At 42.8% G+C, this 21359-nt stretch carries 17 protein-coding genes, 4 tRNA genes and 1 pseudogene; 9 read left to right on the forward strand and 13 right to left on the reverse strand.

Features of this window, described 5'->3' with window-relative positions:
- Window positions 1-28: 28 nt before the first annotated feature.
- Together BMX56_RS18740 and BMX56_RS18745 are read left to right on the forward strand one after the other, a co-directional pair.
- Window positions 29-637, forward strand: a complete 609-nt coding sequence (locus tag BMX56_RS18740; RefSeq protein ID WP_090651209.1) for an HmuY family protein — start codon at window positions 29-31, stop codon at window positions 635-637.
- 41 nt (window positions 638-678) lie between these two features.
- Window positions 679-1602, forward strand: a complete 924-nt coding sequence (locus tag BMX56_RS18745) for a DUF6607 family protein (protein WP_090651210.1) — start codon at window positions 679-681, stop codon at window positions 1600-1602.
- A 156-nt stretch (window positions 1603-1758) separates the two neighbouring features.
- Here the strand turns inward: BMX56_RS18745 and BMX56_RS18750 are convergent, their stop codons facing one another.
- The 8 genes from BMX56_RS18750 to BMX56_RS18785 all read right to left on the reverse strand — a co-directional run bounded on the left by BMX56_RS18750 (window position 1759) and on the right by BMX56_RS18785 (window position 7114).
- The gene (locus tag BMX56_RS18750) at window positions 1759-2547 is read right to left on the reverse strand and encodes an HAD-IIA family hydrolase (protein WP_090651211.1); all 789 of its coding nucleotides are present in this window, start codon (window positions 2545-2547) and stop codon (window positions 1759-1761) included.
- Between the two features lie 247 nt (window positions 2548-2794).
- Complete coding sequence (locus BMX56_RS18755; RefSeq protein WP_090651212.1) at window positions 2795-3343, reverse strand: prolyl hydroxylase family protein; 549 nt, start codon at window positions 3341-3343, stop codon at window positions 2795-2797.
- A 131-nt stretch (window positions 3344-3474) separates the two neighbouring features.
- Window positions 3475-3768 carry a hypothetical protein gene (locus BMX56_RS18760; protein ID WP_090651213.1) on the reverse strand — a complete coding sequence of 98 codons (294 nt, stop codon included), beginning with the start codon at window positions 3766-3768 and terminating at the stop codon, window positions 3475-3477.
- 196 nt (window positions 3769-3964) lie between these two features.
- Window positions 3965-4534, reverse strand: a complete 570-nt coding sequence (locus BMX56_RS18765) for a dihydrofolate reductase family protein (protein WP_090651214.1) — start codon at window positions 4532-4534, stop codon at window positions 3965-3967.
- Between the two features lie 71 nt (window positions 4535-4605).
- The gene (locus BMX56_RS18770; RefSeq protein ID WP_090651215.1) at window positions 4606-5481 is read right to left on the reverse strand and encodes an alpha/beta fold hydrolase; all 876 of its coding nucleotides are present in this window, start codon (window positions 5479-5481) and stop codon (window positions 4606-4608) included.
- 249 nt (window positions 5482-5730) lie between these two features.
- Window positions 5731-5803, reverse strand: a tRNA-Lys gene (locus BMX56_RS18775).
- A gap of 95 nt (window positions 5804-5898) precedes the next feature.
- Window positions 5899-5971: transfer RNA gene (locus BMX56_RS18780), tRNA-Lys, on the reverse strand.
- Between the two features lie 135 nt (window positions 5972-6106).
- Window positions 6107-7114, reverse strand: coding sequence for a WD40/YVTN/BNR-like repeat-containing protein (locus tag BMX56_RS18785; protein ID WP_090651216.1), 1008 nt, complete (start codon window positions 7112-7114; stop codon window positions 6107-6109).
- A 116-nt stretch (window positions 7115-7230) separates the two neighbouring features.
- On the opposite strand from BMX56_RS18785, the gene BMX56_RS18790 reads away from it, so the two are divergent.
- From BMX56_RS18790 to BMX56_RS29895, 4 genes are all read left to right on the forward strand, one after another.
- A tRNA-Leu gene (locus BMX56_RS18790) sits at window positions 7231-7314 on the forward strand.
- An 85-nt stretch (window positions 7315-7399) separates the two neighbouring features.
- Window positions 7400-7483, forward strand: a tRNA-Leu gene (locus tag BMX56_RS18795).
- Between the two features lie 105 nt (window positions 7484-7588).
- On the forward strand, window positions 7589-8524 hold the full coding sequence (locus BMX56_RS18800; RefSeq protein WP_090651217.1) for an alpha/beta hydrolase: 936 nt from the start codon (window positions 7589-7591) through the stop codon (window positions 8522-8524).
- Between the two features lie 62 nt (window positions 8525-8586).
- Entirely contained in the window at window positions 8587-8880 is a 294-nt protein-coding gene (locus tag BMX56_RS29895; protein ID WP_143065475.1) for a hypothetical protein, read from the forward strand.
- A 49-nt stretch (window positions 8881-8929) separates the two neighbouring features.
- Here BMX56_RS29895 and BMX56_RS18805 read toward each other — a convergent pair whose 3' ends face one another.
- Window positions 8930-9295 carry a nuclear transport factor 2 family protein gene (locus BMX56_RS18805; protein WP_090651218.1) on the reverse strand — a complete coding sequence of 122 codons (366 nt, stop codon included), beginning with the start codon at window positions 9293-9295 and terminating at the stop codon, window positions 8930-8932.
- A 319-nt stretch (window positions 9296-9614) separates the two neighbouring features.
- Here BMX56_RS18805 and smc point away from each other — a divergent pair, with 319 nt between their 5' ends.
- Window positions 9615-13154, forward strand: coding sequence for a chromosome segregation protein SMC (gene smc, locus BMX56_RS18810; protein ID WP_090651219.1), 3540 nt, complete (start codon window positions 9615-9617; stop codon window positions 13152-13154).
- A 399-nt stretch (window positions 13155-13553) separates the two neighbouring features.
- Here smc and BMX56_RS18815 read toward each other — a convergent pair whose 3' ends face one another.
- Genes BMX56_RS18815 through BMX56_RS18830 form a run of 4 tightly spaced genes read right to left on the reverse strand, consistent with a single transcriptional unit; the run spans window position 13554 to window position 16694 of the window.
- The gene (locus BMX56_RS18815; protein WP_090651220.1) at window positions 13554-15065 is read right to left on the reverse strand and encodes a S41 family peptidase; all 1512 of its coding nucleotides are present in this window, start codon (window positions 15063-15065) and stop codon (window positions 13554-13556) included.
- A gap of 54 nt (window positions 15066-15119) precedes the next feature.
- Window positions 15120-15728 (reverse strand): HAD family hydrolase, encoded by a 609-nt coding sequence (locus BMX56_RS18820; protein WP_090651221.1) that lies wholly within the window; start codon window positions 15726-15728, stop codon window positions 15120-15122.
- On the reverse strand, window positions 15718-16026 hold the full coding sequence (locus tag BMX56_RS18825; protein WP_090651222.1) for a hypothetical protein: 309 nt from the start codon (window positions 16024-16026) through the stop codon (window positions 15718-15720). Before BMX56_RS18825 ends, BMX56_RS18820 begins: the two co-directional genes overlap by 11 nt.
- A gap of 14 nt (window positions 16027-16040) precedes the next feature.
- Window positions 16041-16694, reverse strand: coding sequence for an ABC transporter ATP-binding protein (locus tag BMX56_RS18830; RefSeq protein ID WP_090651223.1), 654 nt, complete (start codon window positions 16692-16694; stop codon window positions 16041-16043).
- 176 nt (window positions 16695-16870) lie between these two features.
- On the opposite strand from BMX56_RS18830, the gene BMX56_RS18835 reads away from it, so the two are divergent.
- Together BMX56_RS18835 and sucC are read left to right on the forward strand one after the other, a co-directional pair.
- Complete coding sequence (locus BMX56_RS18835; RefSeq protein WP_090651224.1) at window positions 16871-19975, forward strand: sensor histidine kinase; 3105 nt, start codon at window positions 16871-16873, stop codon at window positions 19973-19975.
- A 60-nt stretch (window positions 19976-20035) separates the two neighbouring features.
- A pseudogene (gene sucC, locus BMX56_RS18840) lies at window positions 20036-21232 on the forward strand (ADP-forming succinate--CoA ligase subunit beta); the annotation flags it as partial.
- Window positions 21233-21359: the final 127 nt, after the last annotated feature.

The following is a 21359-nucleotide window of genomic DNA, read 5'->3' on the forward strand; positions in this document are numbered from 1 at the left end:
TCAAATAACAATTCAAACAATAAAACACATGAACAAATTTGCAACTTTATCATTGGCATTAAGCAGCGCTATCATTTTACTAACATCATCGTGCAGTAAAAACAGCGATGACGTTACTCCGGCAGTAAGTAAACTCACCACAAAAACAGTTACCGATCTTGACGGCTCAACTGCCGCCGTTTATTACAGCCTTTCAACCGGCGCGCAAATTACCGGCGCCGATACGGCCACAACCAAATGGGATATTAAATTTAAGGGAACAAGCATATTTATAAACGGCGGCACATCGGGCACCGGAACTACCCAGGCCCAAATAGTAAGCAGCACCTTTGAAACTTTGGCTACCGCGCCAACCGCCGGTTATCAAACAGATGCAACAGGCGCACCTGCCATATCGGGATGGTACACCTACACGGCCACCACCGAGCCACAGCATGCCATCCTTACTGTGCCAGGGAAGATCATCGTGATTAAAACATCGGCGGGCAACTATGCCAAGGTAGAAATGATAAGTTATTACAAGGGCAACCCAAACACAACAACTGCCGAATTTGCCAACCTGGCCACCAGGCCGGCATCGCGCTATTATACCTTCCGTTTTGCGTACCAGGGCGATGGCACAACCAGTTTACAATAGTTTGCTTTAAAAAAGAAACAAATAAAACACTTCAAATCATCATGAAAAAACAAATATGTTTAACATTGGGCCTGCTGATACTGGCTGCAGCCGGCCTTTACGCGCAATCAAAAATGGAACAGGACCGCGCGGCCATCCGTTCGCTCGGCGGTTTTTATAAAGTAACCTTTGACTATGCGGAAACTTTTGCGCCCGATACCGCTTACAAAAACCATCCTAAATATCATTCATCCGGTTATGAATGGGCTGTGGTTGAAGAAGAATCGCCAAAAAAAATTGTGATCCAGCATATCCTGGTTACCGGCGATACCTCTGTGATTAAGCATTGGCGCGAGGATTGGGTTTACGAAGAAAACAACCTGGTAACTTTTGACAAAGACAATACCTGGAAAAAAGTGAACTTAAAACCAGCCGAAGTAAAAGGCCGCTGGGTCCAAAAAGTATTCCAGGTAGATGACAGCCCACGCTATGAAAGTATAGGCACATGGGTACATGCTGATAGCAGGCATGAGTGGCACAGCGAATGTGATGCGCCCCTGCCTCGCCGGGAGTTTACCAAGCGCAACGATTATAACGTACTCAGGAGGGGAAACCGGATTTACCTGACAGCCAACGGCTGGATGTTTGAGCAGGATAACCAAAAAATTATCCGCTCGGTCACCGAAGATAAATTACTGGTACGAGAAAAGGGCTACGAAGAATTTACCAAAGCGGATGAAAGTAAATTTAATTATGCTAAAGGCTGGTGGAAAACCCGGAAACCTTATTGGACATCAGTCCGGCAGGTTTGGGACCAGGTTTATGCGCAGCATGCACAGGTAAAACTAAAAGGAAAAACAGATGGAAAGCTCCTGTATGAAAGGCTGTTTGATCTGGCCGACCAGTCGGCAAAAGAAAAATGGGATACCGCCAAAAATAAATTGGAAATCAGCAAGGTGATCGAAAATTATTTAACGGCAATTTAAGAAACAAAGCCCTGCGCTTACCGCCAGATTTATCCGGAAAATGCGGTAAGGCAGGCACTAATTTTTCAAATTCGGCAGCATAAACATCAGCTATTCCTTACTAAAAGCAGGCATCGGGGGCTTCATGATTAAGCCCCCGATAGCATGCACCAATATTTAACCGGGAACTTTATCCCACCATTTTAACGGGAATTTTATTTCGTCGACTGAACTTGCAACCATATCCGGCTTAAATGCATAATGCGCAAGCCTGTCTTTAGTTGATATCCCCGACAAAACCAGGATTGTTTTGTAACCCATTTGCACGCCCCCCTGTATATCGGTTTCCATCGTATCGCCTATTACAGTGGTTTCGGCTGTTTCCAACCCCAGAAATTTACGGGCCGACCGCATCATTACCGGGCTTGGCTTGCCTGTAACAAAAGCCTTCCGGCCGGTTGCCTCTTCAATCATGGCGGTAGTTGCCGCAATCCCTAAATTGTTCCATCCTGGTTTTTTCGGAGAGGGGTCGCGGTTGGTGGTAATAAATTTGGCACCCGCCAAAATCATATCTACCGCACGCTGAACCATCTCCAGCGTAAAATTGCGGCCCTCGCCCAAAACCACAAACTCCGGATCGGTATTTACCAGTGTAATGCCATTTTCATGCAAACTGCTCAATAAACCTCCTTCGCCCAAAACGTAGGCTGTTCCGTTAGGGCTCTGATCGCCCAAAAACTTCCCGGTAGCCATAGCACTGGTATAAACATGCTTGTCCTGAACCTCAATTCCCAAACCTTTCAATTTACGCACAACTTCCAGGCTTGTTCGCTGACTGTTGTTGGTCATAAAAGCAAAAGGTATATCGCTGTCAATTAAATATTTGATAAATTTATCCGCCCCGTATATCAGTTCCTCGCCGCTATAGATAACACCATCCATATCGATTAAAAGTCCTTGTTTCATATTATGTTTTTTTAAATTATAAGTTGTAAGAAGACCGGCTTCTATATATCCAAATATACTATATTAATAACAAATTGATTATTTTATTAAAAATTCAATAACAATTTTCTTTATTTATTAATAATTTATTAATATAACTAAGGTTTAGAAAAGCACTTCAGGCATATTAAACCTTCAATGCCACAAAACTTTGGGACATTGGTTAATTGCATGGTCAGGCTGTTTTTCTGACTTAACAGGTCAGGTTTTATTCGCCCAGGCGAAACATGATGTCCGTACGTAAAACATACTTTGTACCTTCCGTTACCGGCCTGCCTTCGTGTTCTAAACTGTGTAAGAAAACGAGTGCCAAACCTTTTTTGGGTTGAATAACCAGGTTACCAAAATTTGTTTCCCCTCCTTCATAATCTTCATTCAAATAAATCATAAAGGTGTAATAGCTGGCTTCGCCATCACTCCTGATGTAACTCTGATCTCTGTGGCGTTTAAATTCCTGCCCTGGCTGATATTTGTAAAATCTAAAAAGTTCATTTAATCCGACGGCTTTACTATAACCAATCTGTTTCGGCGCAAATGGTTTTAGTTGCTGCCATAGTATATCGGCAAGCTCATAGTCTTTATAAATAACCCTGTTATTATTACGAACACTTGTAACAACTTTTTGCCCGCCTTCTGTTTCAATAGTCGCAGGTTCGTAACCAATAGCTTCACTTTTAAAAATAAAGTCGTCACATTCTTCGAGATTCCAAAAATCTTCAATTATGAAAATATCATTTGTCAGAACGCGGAGTTGCATCACGTAGTTGTTAAATCTCGGCTTATCGTTTATGGTTTTTGTAGCAGGACAGCATTCCGCCCGTCAAATATAGTACAAAAGCTCGTCAACACCTTACTGATTATAACGGTTCCCTTCTGGCGGCTCCTGATTTATTTATTAAGAAATTGTAATACCAACCGTTCCCATTCCTCTTCCAAAGACAGGTCGGGGCGCATTTGCCGTGCTTTACGATACCAATAGTCCGCATTCGAAATATCCCCTTCTTTACGATGCAGGTAAGCATGTACCAATGCCGATGCCTCATCGCTTAAATGATCAACCTGGGCATGCGCCTTTGGCCAATCGCCTTTGCCATCATACCAAAGGCTTTTTAACTGCACAGACAACCCGGTAGCTGGTTGTGCTGAGTTTAATGATGCTTTAAAGTCGGCTAAAGTTTTCATAGGTATCATTTTGGGGCTCAAAATACAAAACATTATCTTACGCTTAATAACAGAAAAGCCACCTTTGCGTTAACAAGGTGGCTACAGAAATATTTGTATCACGGCTTTTACTTAAAGAATTTGGTAATATAGCGGCCAGACTGAACAAGCTACTAATAAAAATAGAGAAAACTCAGCCGACTAAGCCGGTGAAATATTAAGATTTTAGTGGACCAACATGCCGGTAAGTGTTGATGAGCAAGCCCGTGGGCGTAGTTTTCGAGTCAACAAAAGCAAGCTCCCGGGCGTCAATACTATCCGACAATAAGCGTTTGCCCCGGCCAAGCAAAACCGGGTAGGTAATGAGTACAACCTCGTCAGCCAGTCCCTGGTCAAGCAACACGGACGTTAGCGTCGAACTCCCCACTACGATCAGATCGGGCCCTTCTGTTGACTTGAGATCGCGAATCGCCTTTATAACGTCCTCGCCCAAATTCTCTACCGGACCCCATTCCAGGCTGTCGGGCCTGTGGGTTACAATGTATTTGGTTGCAGCGTTGATAGCATTTGCCATAGGGAAATTTCCGGCATTAGGCCAAAAATTACTAAATATATCGTAGGTGTGGCGGGCAAGCAGCAGGTCAAATTTCGGCCCGTATGCCTCCAGGAGGGTTGCCGCGCCGGCAGGGCTGCGATAGGGTGTTGTCCAAGCGCCATAGGTGTAGTCTCCGTCATGTTCTATCACGCCATCCAGCGAGATGTGTTCAAAAATTCTGATTTTTCTCATTTTTTTATAGTTAGTTCATAGATAAATCTGACATTAAAATTCCTCTCTTAAAAATACCAGGGTCGATTTGGTTACTTTAAAAAGTCGTCCAGGTAACCTGCTATTGTTTTCGTCTGCATCATCAGGCTCACGTGACTCTGCGCAGGCACAATGGCTAAATGTGATTTTGGCATCGGCCCCAAATCGGCAGATACGCCACCTCCCAGTAATTGGTACGTTTTCATCAACTCTACCTTGTCCAGGCCATCATTGTCGCCCGAGATAAGCAATACCGGCGATGTGATTTTTTTAATATTGGCTTCCCCCACGTCAAATGGAACGGCGGCAAAAGCAATCATTTGTTCAATAAACTTTCTCCATTTTGTTTTGTCGGGCGCTACTGCATCATATGCGGTTTTTATAGGCGTATTGTCAAAAAAATCAGGTTTAAAATCTTTAAACCCACTATTGATAACCGGCAGCCAGCCGTTGGTTTTGTAGGTGGAAGATATGATCACTAATTTTCGTACCCGTTTAGGGCTTTTCGCCGCCAACTGGTAAGCTATAGAGCCGCCCATACTATATCCTGCCACATCGGCGCTATCAAGTTTTAAAAAATCCATTACCCCTTCCACATCACTTGCAAGGGTAGCAATGTCTAATTTCCTGTCCGAAAACGGGGTGTGCCCATGTCCTTGCAATTCAACAGCAATTACCTTTCTTGTTTTTGACAATTCGGGTATTAATTGCCCCCAATTCATCTCAATGGTATAAAATGCACCATGCAGTAAAACAAGGGGCTTACCCTCACCATATACCTCATAGTAAACTTTAATGCCATTAACAGGCGCATAGCCACTTTCGGCAGGTTTAAGCTGTTGGCCCTTAGATTGAAATACCGTAAAAAAAAGCATAGCAATTATGAACACCAGGTTTAGGACATTATATCCTTTAGATACTCTTTTCATGATGCGTTATTTAAATTATTGATTTTAGTGATAAAACAAAGATAGAAGGCATTTCAGGATTTTGGGCTGTGTAAAAATGACATTTTGAGGGGCGGATAGCGACAAAAGCATTACCGTTATATGGGATTAAGACCGGATCAAAACCGTCCCCGCCGGAAAGGAAACTAAAGCAATTCAGCTGATTAGCAGGAAATTACAATGCAAAAAAAAACGGAACAACCGATTTTTCTTCTCAATTGTCCCATCCAGTGATCCCGCTGGGATTCGAACCCAGGACCCCAACATTAAAAGTGTTATGCTCTACCAGCTGAGCTACGGAATCGTACTTTTTAACTTTCCCGGTACTGCTACCGTTTCTGTTTAAAGAGATTCAATTATGGTTTAAAATAAGAAAAGCCTTCTTTCAAAGGCTTTTCGTGATCCCGCTGGGATTCGAACCCAGGACCCCAACATTAAAAGTGTTATGCTCTACCAGCTGAGCTACGGAATCATTACTTTTCAACTTTCCCGGTACTGCTACCGTTTCCGTTTAAAGTGGTGCAAATATAGGGCGATTAATTATATGATGCAAGTGGTATTTACAATTAATTGTAAAGTATTTGTTAAGCTATTAATTGCCAATAAACTACATTTTAAATATAGCTATTTTACCCTTGTCGCCAGCCAATAAAACCAGTTTTCCGTGTTTAGCCCTCCGGCAAACATTAAAACTGGTTCTATCAATTTTTTTCCAGGACTCTCCGTAGGCTGCCGATAAGCTGGTGCCGGATGTCCCGGTAGATAAATATATCCGCCCTTGTATGCGCTCCACACATGACTGAAACCCTGTAACACCTGCCGGCAAAACTTTGTAGGCGTTGCTTTTTTTGTCGTACTTACAAATTACAGAATCCGTTGCTTTGTCCTTTGAATAGTTTCCCCCTACTGCCACCAGCAAATCATCAGATATCGAAAAAGAGCCTTTACTGTTTGCATTTTGTGCCAGCGGTAAACTTTTTATTTGCCATTGTGGCTTATCGCAATTACACAATTGTAAAAAACGGGCAGCCATGCCGCCGCTTGCTATAACCACGCCAAAATCTTTATTCACCCTTAAACAAGTACCGCTTGCTGCAAAGGCCGCTTCGCCAGGTAAGGCATCGGGCGTGTTTTGCATTTCGGCCCAGGTTTCGCCGCCATCGTTGGTTTCCATCAGCAGGAATTTATTTTTGATAGGGTCGCCTAAAATATAGCCGTGTTTGGCGTCGGCAAAATCCATCGCATCAAAAAAGTATATGCTATCGGTTTTGCGGCATTTTTCCTGCCAGGTTTTGCCGCCATCGGTAGTTTTTAACACCAGCGCCGGGCTGCCCGAGCTCATGATTATGGCCTCTTTGGCGTTAAATGCTTCAATATCCCTAAAATCGGCTTTTTCATAGCCGGCAACCTGCTGCCAGGCCCAGGTTATGCCGCCATCGGTAGTAATAGCTATGTGGCCTTTACTACCGCTTATCCACGCGGTTTTATCATCAACAACCGATAAACCGCGAATGCTGGTTGGCTTATCCTGCTGTAAAATGGTGATGGTTTGCGCTGCCGAAATAAATGGCGTAAACAGTAAAACTGTAATTATTAGCTGGTAAAAACGTTTCATGAAGCCTAAATTAAGCCTAAACCGGGCAAGTAACAACTGCCCGCCAATTTTTTAATTTATTATAAGGCTTTTTGACAGAAACGTTTATATTTGCACGCTTGTTAATAAAACAACAGGCCCGGATGGCGAAATTGGTAAACGTTGCGGTCTCAGAAGCCGTTGAGAATTGTCTCTTGAGAGTTCGAGTCTCTCTTCGGGCACGCCGGAAATGAAGTTGAAAGTCTTAAGTCTACAGTCTAAAGTGAAATACTTAAGGCTTAGAACTTAAGACTTTAAACTTAAAATGCCCAGGTGGCGAAATTGGTAGACGCACCATCTTGAGGGGGTGGCATTCGTAAGGATGTACGAGTTCGAATCTCGTTCTGGGCACTTCGCAAAAACTCAAATCATTTCCTTCACAACCCCAGGTTATAACAAGCGTGCTTGCAAACATCTGATGATATTGGTTGTAACGTATATACGTTAAACAAGCAGATGTATAAATACGCCCTATCTATATTCATAACTATAGCTACCGCCTGCAACCTGCGGGCGCAAAACCAACCTATCTATCAATATAAAGATCATGTTTTCCCTAATATCGATATAACAGAAAACTTAACTTATAATCCCGCTGCAAAGCCTGCCGACGCTATTTCATACCTCTTCGATCTATATCAGCCCAAAGGTGATCATGCCGCAACCAGGCCGCTTATTATCTGGATGCATGGCGGTGGTTTTAAATATGGCTCAAAAGCCGACAAGGGCATCAAAATATGGAGTAATGATTTTGCTGAGCGTGGCTATGTATGCGCGGCTATTAACTACCGGCTAAGCAAAAATAACCCGGTATTCCATTTTGATGAATTGCAAAAAAGCTGCTATTACGCCGTACAGGATGTAAAAACGGCTATAGCTTACTTTAAAAAACACCGGGCAGAATACCATATCGACACCAACAAAATAATTCTTGCAGGCAGTTCTGCGGGCGGCATTATAGCCTTGCAAGCCGCTTACAGCAGCAATGCCGAACTTTCCCGGCGTACAGGAGTAGTTGACTCAACAGTCTTACTTAGGCCCGCCGATAGGGCTAAAATTGTCGGCATCATTAACTTTTGGGGAGGCATTCTTGACATCCGCTGGTTAAAAAATGCGCGGGTACCTATTGTAAGTGTCTACGGCTCGCATGACCGCATTTTAAACGCCATACAGGCCGATACAGGGATGTATGGCAGTATTACCATCCACCACCGCGCGGATGACCTGCATATTAAAAATAGCGTAAAGGTATTTGAAGGGTTCGGTCACGAATTGCAACGGCATTTCAACCCTTTGTTTGATGCCGGTAAGCCCACGCAAAAAAGATGGCTTGAGGCGGCGCAATTTGCCGCCGATTTTTACTACGAAATATTATTTAAGAAACCGGAGTAAACAATTGTTGTTTTTTGTAGTTATAATGTTGAATTTGCTTTGATCCAATTAATTACAAGTACATGAGAGTCACAAAAATTATCACGATTGCAACCATAGCGTTAATGAGCTTTGAGGCTTTTGATGCCACAGCCGAAGCATTACCTGCTGTTGCGGCAACATCTGTTTTGCAAATCAAGCTTCCGCCACCGCCACCACGTCCGCCAGCGCCGCCAAATCCGTTCAGGAGGCATCACAGGCGCGTACGCAGGCACCACCGCAGGGTGCATATCAAATTGCCTCCGCGTCCACCTGCACCGCCAAATCCATTGCATTTACCAACGCCGCCGCGTCCACATTTGCCGCCGCGTCCATAATTAAAAAAGCCCTCCCGATAGTACATCCGGAGGGCTTTAACGTTTAGGTTTATTGCGGAAGGTTATAAAAAAATGTTTCGGTTACAATTTTACCGTCTTTAACTTCGTAAACGCAAACTTCGCTCATCATGCTGCGGCCCTGGCCTTTATAGGTTACATCCATATCCATGGTTACTGCAAAAAAGTTACCGCTTACAATCGGGTCAGATACCTGGCCGCTGTGAACCTCTTCAACCATATCATACCATTGCTGGTTTTTGGCTATCGCGGCTTCCTTACCCTCTGAAAGCTCCATGTGCGAACCTTTTGGTTCGTGGCTTACCACATCATCAGCATACAGCTCACTTATGGCATCTAAATTTTTGCCTTCGCGGCAAAACTCAACTAATTTTTCAGCTACATCCTGTGTGTTCATCTCAATTGGTTTTATTGGTTAATGCTGATATAAAGTTACGCAGTATTATAAAAACTATGGCATTATTTGTTTTAAGTTTAGGTTAAGCTTTATTCAAGTCAATAGTCTTAAGTTCTAAGTCTTAAGTCGATTTTGTACTTTCTGATGCGTTATTCAAGACTTAGAATTCAAGCCTCCGAATAACCAAACAAAACGCCAACCTTTCACCTTTAACCTTTCGCCTTTAACCTCCTCCCCCTTTCCCAAAAAAAGTTTAATAAACTCAATTTTTTATGATTACTTTGAAGGTTAAATTTTTGCAAGGGATACAACAAATTAAATGCAGCTTACCCGCTTAGAAATCAAGGGCTTTAAGAGTTTTGGAGATAAGATCACCATTAATTTTAATGAGGGTGTAACTGCTATTGTTGGGCCCAATGGCTGCGGTAAATCAAACGTCGTCGACTCTATCCGCTGGGTACTGGGCGAACAAAGCACCAAGATGCTCCGGTCGGAGAAGATGGATAACGTGATATTTAACGGTACCAAAACCCGTAAAGCAGCCAACCTTGCCGAAGTTTCCCTTACTTTTGATAATACCAAAAACGTACTGCCCACTGATTACTCGCAGGTTACCCTTACCCGCAAGCTTTACCGCACCGGCGAAAGCGAGTACCGGTTGAATGATGTGCAATGCCGCTTAAAAGACATTACCGATCTTTTCCTGGACACGGGTATCGGCTCAGATTCGTACTCCATCATCGAGCTACGGATGATTGATGAGATCATCACCAACAAGGAAGGCTCTCGCCGCAATTTATTCGAGGAAGCATCGGGCATCTCCAAATACAAACTGCGCAAAAAGCAAACTTTTAACAAGCTTAAGGATACCGAGGCCGATTTGGAACGTGTTGAAGACCTGCTTTTCGAGATTGAAAAGAACCTGAAAACGCTGGAGAACCAGGCCAAAAAAACCGAGCGCTATTACCGGATAAAGGATCAGTATAAATCGTTGAGTATTATGCTGGCCTCGTTCCGCATCGTGTCCTTCAGCGAATCGTTGGCAAAAATTCAGGACCAGGAGCAAAAGCAAAAAGCCGATAAAGGTGGTATTGTTGCCCAGATAGATACTTTGGAGGCAGCCCTGCAGCAACAAAAGCTGGATAGTATAACCAAGGAGAAAAACCTATCGGTACAGCAAAAAACCACCAACGAATTTGTATCGAAGATTCGCGCTTATGAAAGCGAGAAAAAGATAAAAAATGAGCAGCTGAAATTCCAGCAGGACAAAGAAGCGCGGTTGACAGAGGAACTTGACAAAGATAAAAACCAGTTAAACCACGTTTTTTACAACATCAAACGCCTGTCGGAAGAAAAGGCGCTTGAAGATGAAACCCTGCAAACTATTAAAACCCGCCTGGCCGATTTGAAAGAAGCGGTTGACGAGTTACGCCTGCAGCAAACATCGGCCCGCAACGAGCTGACCGAAATAACCGGCATCAACACCCGCCTGCAAAACCAGGCCTATAAGGCAGAAAAGGATATCGATATCCTGCAAATTCAGCAGCAGGCGCTGGAGCAGGAAAGCCAGCGCAACATGGAAGACACCACCAATAAGGAGGTGGAACTTTCGCACTTTAACCAGGTGGTTGCCGAGCTGCAAAACAGGAAGGAAACGCTGGATTTTGATTACCAGCAGGCCCTTGATTTTGAAAACAAGTTAAAGGAGCAGATAGCCGAAACGGATGCCGAACTGAGTTTGGTAAAAGATACCATCATTAAAGAAAGCCGCAAGCTGGATGCCAAACAAAACGAGTACAACCTTACCAAAAGCATGGTTGATAACCTGGAGGGTTTCCCCGAGTCTATTCGCTTTTTAAAGAAAAATACCGACTGGGCCAAAAATGCCCCCCTGTTTAGCGATGTACTGTTTTGTAAAGAGGAATACCGCGTAGCTATTGAAAACTACCTGGAGCCGCTGATGAATTACTATGTAGTTGAAAATTATGACGAAGCTATAAAGGCTATCCAGCTATTGAGCAATTCGTCGCGTGGCCGCGCGCATTTCTTTATCCTTGAAAATTATAACGAGATAAATCCAACTAACCCTGCTTTTGAAAATGCGGGTGCGGTATCGGCCCTTAAGGTTATCGAGGTTGATAAACGCTACATTAACCTGTGCAACCATCTGTTGAAGGATGTATACCTGGTTGATGACGATAAAGACCAGCAAATTAACAACGCTGCCCTGCCCGACGGCGTTGTACTGATAGGCAAAAGCGGCAAATTCAACAAATCCAGGCATACCATGGCCGGCGGATCGGTAGGTTTGTTTGAGGGGAAAAGGATTGGGCGCGCCAAAAATCTGGAAAACCTGGCTAAAGAAATTAAAGGCATCGAAAGCCTGGTTAACACGCAGAAAAGTAAATCCGACGAATTACAGAGTAAGTTATCTGCTTTAAGATCATCAACCAAAAGCGCCGAGATTAACGAGCAGCAAATGATCATTAACCGGCTGAATACCGAACTGATTACCGTTAAAACCAGGCAGGAGCAGTACCAGACATTTATTGAAAACAGCCTTAACCGTAAGGATGATATAGCGCGCAAAATTGAGGGCATTAAAGCCGAAATGGAAGCCCTGCACCCACAACTGGCCGATTTAAAAGCCCAAAAGCAAATTCAAAGCGAATTACTGGTTGATAAACAAGCCGAATTTAATGAGCTGAACGAATATGTATCGGTGCAATCAAACGCCTTTAACCAGGAAAATATCCGTTTTCACCAACAGCAAAATAAGGTGTCGGGCCTGGTAAAAGACCTGGAATACCGCGATAATCAGCAGGAAAACCTGGAGGCCCGCATAAAACAAAACAGCGCCGAACTGGAAAAAGTAAAAATTGCCATCCAGGATAACCTGAAGCAATCTGACAACTCCGACGATGACCTGCTGGAGATGTACGAGCAGAAGGAGAACCTGGAAAAAGCCACCCAACAGGCCGAGCAGGAATACTATCAATGGCGTGGCATCATTACCGAAAACGAAAACGAGATAACCGCGCTTCGCCGTAAAAAAGATAACCACGAGGTAATTGAAAATGAGCTTCGCGATGAGCGTAATAACCTGAAGCTGGAACTAAACGCGCTAAAAGAACGCCTCTCTGTTGAGTTTAACATAGATATTGAAGACCTGCCCGAAACGGAAGTACCTACTGAAAGCGAACAGGAGCTACGCGAAAAGGCCGAAAAATTAAAAAAACAACTGGACGATTTTGGTGCCATCAACCCTATGGCGGTTGAGGCATACAATGAGATGAATGAGCGTTACACCTTCATCCAGGCACAAAAGAAGGACCTGAGCGAAGCTAAGGCATCGCTGCTGGCCACCATCCAGGAGATTGATGATACCGCCAAAGAAAAGTTCATGCATGCTTTTGTCATGGTGCGCGAAAACTTCATCAAAGTGTTCCGCTCGTTGTTTAATGATGAGGATTCATGCGATTTGATCCTGACCGACCCAAGCCACCCGCTTGAATCGGACATTGACATCATCGCGAAGCCAAAAGGGAAACGCCCGTTATCCATCAACCAACTATCCGGGGGAGAAAAAACCCTTACAGCCACGGCCATACTTTTTTCCCTTTACCTGTTAAAGCCCGCCCCTTTTTGTATTTTTGACGAGGTGGATGCACCACTGGATGATACCAATATTGATAAATTTAATAACATCATCCGCACCTTTTCCAAAGATTCGCAATTCATCATTGTATCGCACAATAAACGCACCATTGCCAGTACCGATGTTATTTATGGTGTAACTATGGTTGAACAGGGAATATCGCGCGTGGTAGCTGTTGATTTGCGGGAATTGGCTGATTAAATGCTTTCGCGCGAAGCAGGTAGTCTCTACACCAAAGATCTGGCGCAGTTGGCTTTCTACAAACACATAGCAGCCCTTATCATATTATCCCCCTCAATCCTATTTACACGTTTGGATACATTAAATTAAATAAGAAATAGTTGTCATTTCGACGAGCGAGGGCGGGTCATTGACCAGGCGAGGAGAAATCCTATACGAGCGATGTCCACAGTTGGCATAGCGTGCAAGATTTCCCACCCTTACGCCGCACAGGACACCCTCTCAAGGGAAATGACAGGCGGGCACTAAACATCAATGCCGAAAATTTTGTAAAAGCAGATCTTACAACTGTAATAAATTAAAAAAGGGCAAAAGATAAATATCCCTGCCCCCTTTTTAATTAGATTCAATGCTTTCCACTTATCTATGGCGAAGTTCTTTCTTTCCTCCTACCATTCCTTTAAATTTACGTTCGTCCAGTTTTAGTGTCATGTCTGAAACCTGCTGTGCCGACATAGTTTTAGTTTTTGACAAGCTTTGAACTTTCGGGCCCGACACATCATAAACGCCCGTAGTAATATAGTTTAAGGCATGTTGCAATAATACTTCAGTACTATCGCCAAAATCCTTGGTAACATCATCATAATCAAGCTTACCCGGGTAATCTGTTGAACCTGGCGTCATCCCCGAATAATACCCACCCTGGTTGGCCGAGTTTTTGGTTTCAAACTGCGGCACATATAGTTGATATTTATTGATATCGATAGCAAAAAAACCTACCGGTTTACCGTAACTGGTGCGACCTATAAGTTTAACTTCCATTTCGGGGCGCAGATTATTAATAGTTAATTCACTTGCCGATGCAGTTGAGCCGGTTACTATAAAAAACACTTTACTTACATTCAGCGAACCACTTTTGGCGAAATTAACCCGGTTGTTAGCCGGTAAAAAATCGCCTTTATTAATGTCATATATAGCGCTTAGCAATGGGTGGTTATCGGCTTGTAGCTTATTATTATAATAATAAGTAAACATCTGGGTGCCGCTTTTTGCAGCAGGTACAATCAGGTTATCCAGGTATTCGGCTGTTTCAACACTTCCACCGCCATTATAGCGCAGGTCAACAACCAGGTCGGTAACGCCTGCAGCGCTAAAGGCATTAAAGGCTTTTAACAATTGGGGGCGGGCGTTAGCTATTACTGTAAAAGTATTAAAAACAACATACCCTATTTTTTTATCACCCATAGTAAAAACCTTGTATTTTAAAACCGGGTTAATGGTATAATCGGCCACACTTAACGACACGTCAGCTGTAGTATTGTTGGCCTTTTTAAGTGTCATAGTAATTGGGCTGGTGCCAAAAATCGCATTTACTACAAAGTTTACATTGGTGCCGTTATCATAATCCAAACTGGTGCGGTTATTAAGTTTCACTATCTGATCGCCCCTTTTTATACCTGCACTATCAGCAGGCGAACCAGGATATACATATTTTACGCGCAGATCGTTGGTTTCCTGATACAACACCGAGAATCCAAAATCGCCGCTTACACCGCCCAGTTCTGAAGAAACAGACCCATCATCAATAAACGAGTATTTAGCCGAGCCAGGATCGGCCGCATAGTATTCATATGGAAGGCTTGTTGCCGGGTTAATTTTATATTGCGATAGTTTATCTACCTCGCTGGTAAGTGCGGCTATTTCGTTAGTTCCCGTGAACGAACGAGGAGCAAATGTTTTATAATCCGGAATAGCATCATACCATAAATAGGTTTCTTTAGTATACAGGTAAACCGAATCCTTGATCAGGTTAGATATTTCTAATTTGATTGCGGTAGAATCGGTACCGTTCACGATTATTTTTTTGTCCTTATGGCAAGCTGATAACAAACCGGCGGCAAGGATGATGATCAAGTATAATATTTTTTTCATGTACAACAAATATAATGTGTTAACGAAATAAAAATAAGTATGTTACAACAGGTGTTACAAAAATTTGTCTACGCTTAAATAGTCAATTCCAACAGTTTCGGCGCATAAGCTATCTACCTCCGAATTGCCTATCATCAAAATATCCCTTCGTTGCAGGTTATGCTCCTGCATTAACAGGTGTATTACATCTGGCTCGGGTTTTGGGGCGGTTTCATCGGCCAGGTAGCAAATTAGGTATGGTTCAAGTTTATGCCACTCTACCTGCCTTATCTTATTTACCTGCTGCGTAACTTTCCCGTTGGTTACAATGAATAGCTTTTTGCGGTCGACAACAATTTCCTGAAGTAAGGTAAGCATATTCTGGTACAAAAGCAATTTCAGGGGCAGCTTCGCGGTATCAAAAAGGTTGTAAAACTTGTCCCGGTACTGCGCCGCGACAGGAAATTCCTTTTCAAGCTTATCAAATACAAAGTCAGGCCCTTCGGCAACATAGGTATCTGTCATCAAGCTAATTACTTGTTTGGCATCAACCAGTTCAACATACTCCAGCATGTTTGCAAACAGGTAGTAAACCTGGTATATATAATCTTTGGCCGGGTATAACACATCATCCAGCTCCAGTACAAACGCAGTTTTGCGCTTATCAATATCCTTATACTTCATCGTTGCCGGCAATGATTGTTATATTATATTCGTTAAATAACACCTCCGATTGTTTTAACAGGCCGGTTTCCTGTTCGCGGAAAAGATAAACTTTGTCTACCTCCAAGTCAAGGCATAAAGCCAACATTTCATGCGTGTAACTGGGCGATGCAGGATTAGGCAGGCGAATGAGTTGGCCGGGCTTCAACATAAAATCCGGCAATTCCATATAATCGCCCATAATAATATCGGCGCCGTTTAATTTATTTTTTTGCTTATAAGCTTGTGCAGCATTTGCTGCTGTTATCAGTATCTTCAATTTAATAGCTAAGCTTATGGTACAATTAAACCGTCTTTCATAATAACCGTACGGTCAGATAGGTCGGCAAGTTCTTCATTATGAGTAACAATAACAAAAGTTTGATTAAAATCATTACGCAACTTAATGAAAAGTTCATGCAACTCCAGCGCGTTTACTGAATCGAGGTTGCCCGATGGTTCGTCGGCAAATATTAACGCCGGATTGTTGATAAGGGCACGGGCAACGGCTACCCGTTGTTGTTCGCCGCCCGAAAGTTGGTTGGGTTTATGGCTCAGCCTATCGCTTAATCCCAGCAAATCAAGTAACTCTTTGGCTTTTTTTTCGGCATTTGACTTTGATACACCTGCAATAAACGCCGGTATACATACATTTTCCAGCGCCGTAAACTCGGCCAGCAAATGATGAAACTGGAAGATAAAGCCAATTTTACGGTTCCGAAAATCACTTAAGTTTTTATTATTAAGCTTGCTTAACTCAATATCGTTAATATATAACTCCCCCGAATCCGGCCTGTCTAACGTGCCTAAAATATTAAGCAGGCTACTTTTGCCGGCCCCCGATGCGCCAACGATGGTTACAATTTCGCCTCGTTTAACCTCCAGGTCAACACCCTTTAATATCTGTAACTGCCCGTATGATTTATAAATGGATTTAGCTTTAAGCATAACGCAAAGTTAATATTTTGGTTGATTTTATCGGGGCGCAACAAACCTGCAGAATATGACTAAATTTAAAGCGTATAATGTTAAAATAGTATAACAAAACAGCTAATATGCCGTATACACCCCTGTGAAATAAAACCTTAAGGAGTAATATTATTGCAATCACCTAAATATAAAATATGCGCCTTCTGATAGTTTGCTGCATTTTACTTATCAATGTACCGTTTATTAATGCCCAGCAGCTATTTGTTGAAAAATACCCAATGAACGTTTACGGCGCCGGCATACAAAGCTGGACCATGGCACAGGATAACCAGGGGGTACTATATATTGCCAATAACGATGGTGTTGTTAAATACGATGGCCTTACATGGGATTTAATGCCCATTGCCAATCAAAACTACGTATTTTCATTAGGCATTAATTCAAAAAATGAAATTTTTGTAGGCTCCTATAACGAACTTGGTTACTTCAGGAAAGATAGCGCAGCAAATTATAAGTATCATACTTTATTGCCCCTGCTTCCCAAAACGTACAAAAACCTGAATGATATACGTCAAACAATAGTTTTTAATGACGAGGTGTTTTTCAATAACAACAAAAACATTTTCCGGTACAGCCAGGGCACACTTAAAATACTCAATATTGCCGATAACTGGCTATTTCGGCAAAAAAAACAATTGTTTTCGTTAGGTAGTAACGGCTTGTTAGTATATAAAAACGGCCAATTTGCAGATGCCGGTTTTGGCAAACAAATGGCCGGGCTACATTTGAAACGAATTGCCGACTACGAAGATGACAAATACCTTTTGCTCGACGATAACAACCGGATATGGGCATTAAACCCGCTGGAGGCAGATAGCACTAAAAAAATGTTACTCCTCACCAAAAATCCGGTTACAACCACCAAAAACGTTCCTGTACGAAGCCTGCTTTACCTGGATATGGGAAAAATAGCCCTGGTTGCCGAAGAAGGCGTTTATCTTTTAAACAAAAATGGCGAAACGGTAAATTTTAACTCAAAAGATATGCTGGGGCTTAACCTCAACACCGGTTTTTGTTTCCTGGATAAGGCCCAAAACATTTGGCTTGGTGCCGATACCTATATTACGCAGTTGGTTTCAAGTTCGCCCTTATCTATTTATGACCACAATAATGGCCTGGACGGTACCATACTATCCCTTGGTAAAAAAGGCAACGATTTATATGTGGGTACCGACAAAGCGCTTTTTTATAAAAATGGTAATTCAACTTTTTCTGCCATCCCCGGAACCGAAAGCGAAAACTGGAATATGTTTAATTTTGGCAGCAAACTATATTTAGCTCATCGTAAAGGGGTTTTTGAAATACAAGGCAAAAAAGCTATTCCGCTCATTCATCATTGGTTTATCCAAACCCTTGGCGAGATAAAAAACAAGCCCGATTGTATGATCATGGGCACCTATAACACGGGCATCTGGCTTTTATCAAAAGAAGGCAATACCTGGCACGAAAAAAAGATCAGGGGCTTTGAACAGGAAACCCGCTATATACAACAAGATGATGAAGGTAACGTATGGATAAGCCACTACAATAAAGGTATTTATAAACTAAGGCTAAACGCGCAAATGGATTCAGTAATCAGCACGGCCTTTTATGATACAAAAAACGGATTACCATCAACCCTCAACAACCGTATTTACCGGTTAAACAACCGCATTGTAGCCACCACCACCAACGGTTTTTATAGCTACAACAAAATAAAAAACAGGTTTGAACCCGATGCCATACTTGGTAAGGTGAGCCGGGGCGTTTGCATTTACACCGCTACACAAACTACCGGGGGCGATATTTACTTTTGGGGAGCCCCATCAAAAAAAGTGCAAAATGCTGGCGTCTTTATAAAACAAGCTGATGGTTCGTTCAGGTTGTTGTTTACTCCATTTAAAAAAATCGCGTTGACAACACATGGCCTGCTGCCTGTTGATGTAGATGCACCGGTACTTGCGGCCGGCAACAGCCAGGTTTGGATTGGAAATTTAAAGCAGGTTGTAAATTACAACCCCAATCAGCAAACTTATTACCATAAACCGTTGCCTGTATATATCAAAACCGTAAAGGCGGCTGATTCAACCATTTTTACTACCGGGGCCGGGTTACCGCAAAACGATATTCCGTTTTCAAAAAACAGGTTGAAATTTATTTTCACAAGCCCGTTTTTTGAGGATGCCGACAAAATGCAATACCAATACCAATTAAACGGATTTGAAGATAAATGGTCGGGCTGGAGCCATGACCGCGAAGTTTCATTTACCAACCTTGCCGATGGCGATTACACCTTTTTTGTACGGGCCAAAAACATTTACGGGCAAATAAGCAGTACAGATGCTTATTCGTTTCATGTTAACGCCCCCTGGTTTAAAACCTGGTGGGCGTATTTATTTTATATACTTACAGGGTCATTGTTTTTTTACTTGTTCAGCATATTTAATAACAGCCGCATTAAAAGACAAAAGGTGGTATTGGAACGAAAGGTTAACGAAAAAACCAAGGAATTAAGTGATAAAAACGACGAAATTTTGACCCAAAGCAGGGCGCTACAGGAATCAAACTTAACCAAAGACAAACTTTTTTCAATCATCTCGCACGATTTAAGGGGCCCAATAGGGCAGCTCAAGCAAACCCTCGACATGGTAAAATCCGGTTCGATATCGCTCGCTGAATTAGGTGAGCTTATCCCCCATCTCGATGAAAATATTGGATCGGCATTTAGCCTTACGGATAACCTGCTTTACTGGGCAAAAAGCCAGATGGACGGCATCCAGGTACACCGGGTTTTGTTTGATATAATGGAAATTGCCGACGAAAATTATCACCTGTTTAAACTGAACACCGATAACAAACATATTGAACTGGTTAACAACATCAATAAAAGCATTGCTGTTTACGGCGACAGGGATATGATAAAGCTGGTATTGCGCAATCTGATTGGCAATGCCACTAAATTCACACCTGTTAACGGCAAAATAACCCTGGGATACAGTACTAAACCCGGCTTTGTTGAAGTGTATGTAGAAGATACCGGCGGCGGAATGTCTGCCGAGGATATTGCCAAAATATTCCGCAGGGAAAATTTTCATAAAGATGGCACTTCGGGCGAAAAGGGCTCGGGGCTGGGGCTCTCGCTTTGCCAGGATTTTATCGAAAAAAATGGGGGTAAACTAACCATCCAAAGCCAATTGGGTAAAGGAAGTAAAATTTCTTTCTGGCTTAAAGGCGATGATAAAATAAGTGCTGTCAAATAAACGCTACAATCCTCCCCTACTTTAAACAAAAATTGTAGATTTACCGCAAATTCTTCAAAAAACATGAATATCCACGAATATCAGGGCAAAGCGATATTAAAAAGCTTTGGCGTACGAGTACAGGAAGGCATTGTTGCTGATACACCCGAAGAGGCTGTTGCAGCTGCCCAAAAATTGAAAGAAGACCTGGGATCAAGCTGGGTGGTTATAAAAGCCCAGATCCATGCCGGTGGCCGTGGTAAAGGCGGTGGCGTAAAGCTGGCCAAAAATCACGATCAGGTTAAAGAAATTGCAGGCAATATTATTGGCATGCAACTGGTTACCCCACAAACCGGCCCCGAAGGTAAAAAAGTAAAAAAAGTTTTAGTTGCCCAGGATGTTTACTATCCTGGCGAAAGCGAAACTAAAGAGTTTTATATGAGTGTACTGCTTGATAGGGCTAAAGGCCGTAACATTATCATGTACAGCACCGAAGGCGGTATGGATATCGAAGAAGTTGCACACTCAACCCCCGAACTGATATTTAAAGAAGAAATTGATCCTAAAGTTGGCCTGCAGGCTTTCCAAACCCGCAAAATCGCTTTCAACTTAGGCTTATCGGGCGAGGCTTTTAAGGATATGACCAAATTCATCGCGGCATTGTACAAAGCTTACGATGCAACCGATTCATCGCAGTTTGAAATTAACCCGGTATTAAAAACATCTGATAACAAAATTTTAGCTGTTGATGCCAAAGTTAACATTGATGATAACGCCCTATACCGTCACCCGGATTACGCTGCTATGCGCGATACCGACGAGGAAGACCCTACTGAAGTTGAAGCCAGCAAATCAAACCTTAACTATGTAAAGCTTGATGGCAACGTAGGCTGCATGGTTAATGGTGCCGGCTTAGCTATGGCCACCATGGATATTATTAAAATTGCCGGCGGCGAGCCTGCCAACTTCCTTGACGTTGGTGGTACTGCCAATGCCGAAACCGTAAAAGCAGGTTTCAACATCATCCTGAGCGATCCGAACGTTAAAGCCATCCTGATCAACATCTTTGGCGGTATCGTTCGTTGCGACCGTGTTGCACAGGGTGTTATTGACGCCTACAAAGAAATTGGCAACATCCCTGTACCTATCATTGTTCGTTTACAAGGCACAAACGCCGCCGAAGCAAAAGAATTGATAGATAACTCAGGGTTAAAAGTATACTCGGCCATTTTGCTTAAAGAAGCTGCCGAAAGAGTAAAAGAAGTATTGGCTTTGTAGTTAAAGCAGATTATGTTGTAGTTAAAGCCGATTATAATATATTGGAAGAGGCGATGGGTATAAACTCATCGCCTTTTGTTTTTTTGTAGGACCGCATTACATGGGCTCCCCCATGCAATTCACGCAT

The sequence above is a fragment of the Mucilaginibacter sp. OK283 genome, assembly GCF_900110415.1.
In the GTDB taxonomy this organism is placed as follows: domain Bacteria; phylum Bacteroidota; class Bacteroidia; order Sphingobacteriales; family Sphingobacteriaceae; genus Mucilaginibacter.

Coding starts and splice junctions, on each gene's coding strand:
- BMX56_RS18740 (WP_090651209.1), top strand. CDS start 29: ATGAACAAATTTGCAACTTTATCATTGGCATTAAGCAGCGCTATCATT.
- BMX56_RS18745 (WP_090651210.1), top strand. CDS start 679: ATGAAAAAACAAATATGTTTAACATTGGGCCTGCTGATACTGGCTGCA.
- BMX56_RS18750 (WP_090651211.1), bottom strand. CDS start 2,547: ATGAAACAAGGACTTTTAATCGATATGGATGGTGTTATCTATAGCGGC.
- BMX56_RS18755 (WP_090651212.1), bottom strand. CDS start 3,343: ATGCAACTCCGCGTTCTGACAAATGATATTTTCATAATTGAAGATTTT.
- BMX56_RS18760 (WP_090651213.1), bottom strand. CDS start 3,768: ATGAAAACTTTAGCCGACTTTAAAGCATCATTAAACTCAGCACAACCA.
- BMX56_RS18765 (WP_090651214.1), bottom strand. CDS start 4,534: ATGAGAAAAATCAGAATTTTTGAACACATCTCGCTGGATGGCGTGATA.
- BMX56_RS18770 (WP_090651215.1), bottom strand. CDS start 5,481: ATGAAAAGAGTATCTAAAGGATATAATGTCCTAAACCTGGTGTTCATA.
- BMX56_RS18785 (WP_090651216.1), bottom strand. CDS start 7,114: ATGAAACGTTTTTACCAGCTAATAATTACAGTTTTACTGTTTACGCCA.
- BMX56_RS18800 (WP_090651217.1), top strand. CDS start 7,589: ATGTATAAATACGCCCTATCTATATTCATAACTATAGCTACCGCCTGC.
- BMX56_RS29895 (WP_143065475.1), top strand. CDS start 8,587: ATGAGAGTCACAAAAATTATCACGATTGCAACCATAGCGTTAATGAGC.
- BMX56_RS18805 (WP_090651218.1), bottom strand. CDS start 9,295: ATGAACACACAGGATGTAGCTGAAAAATTAGTTGAGTTTTGCCGCGAA.
- smc (WP_090651219.1), top strand. CDS start 9,615: ATGCAGCTTACCCGCTTAGAAATCAAGGGCTTTAAGAGTTTTGGAGAT.
- BMX56_RS18815 (WP_090651220.1), bottom strand. CDS start 15,065: ATGAAAAAAATATTATACTTGATCATCATCCTTGCCGCCGGTTTGTTA.
- BMX56_RS18820 (WP_090651221.1), bottom strand. CDS start 15,728: ATGAAGTATAAGGATATTGATAAGCGCAAAACTGCGTTTGTACTGGAG.
- BMX56_RS18830 (WP_090651223.1), bottom strand. CDS start 16,694: ATGCTTAAAGCTAAATCCATTTATAAATCATACGGGCAGTTACAGATA.
- BMX56_RS18835 (WP_090651224.1), top strand. CDS start 16,871: ATGCGCCTTCTGATAGTTTGCTGCATTTTACTTATCAATGTACCGTTT.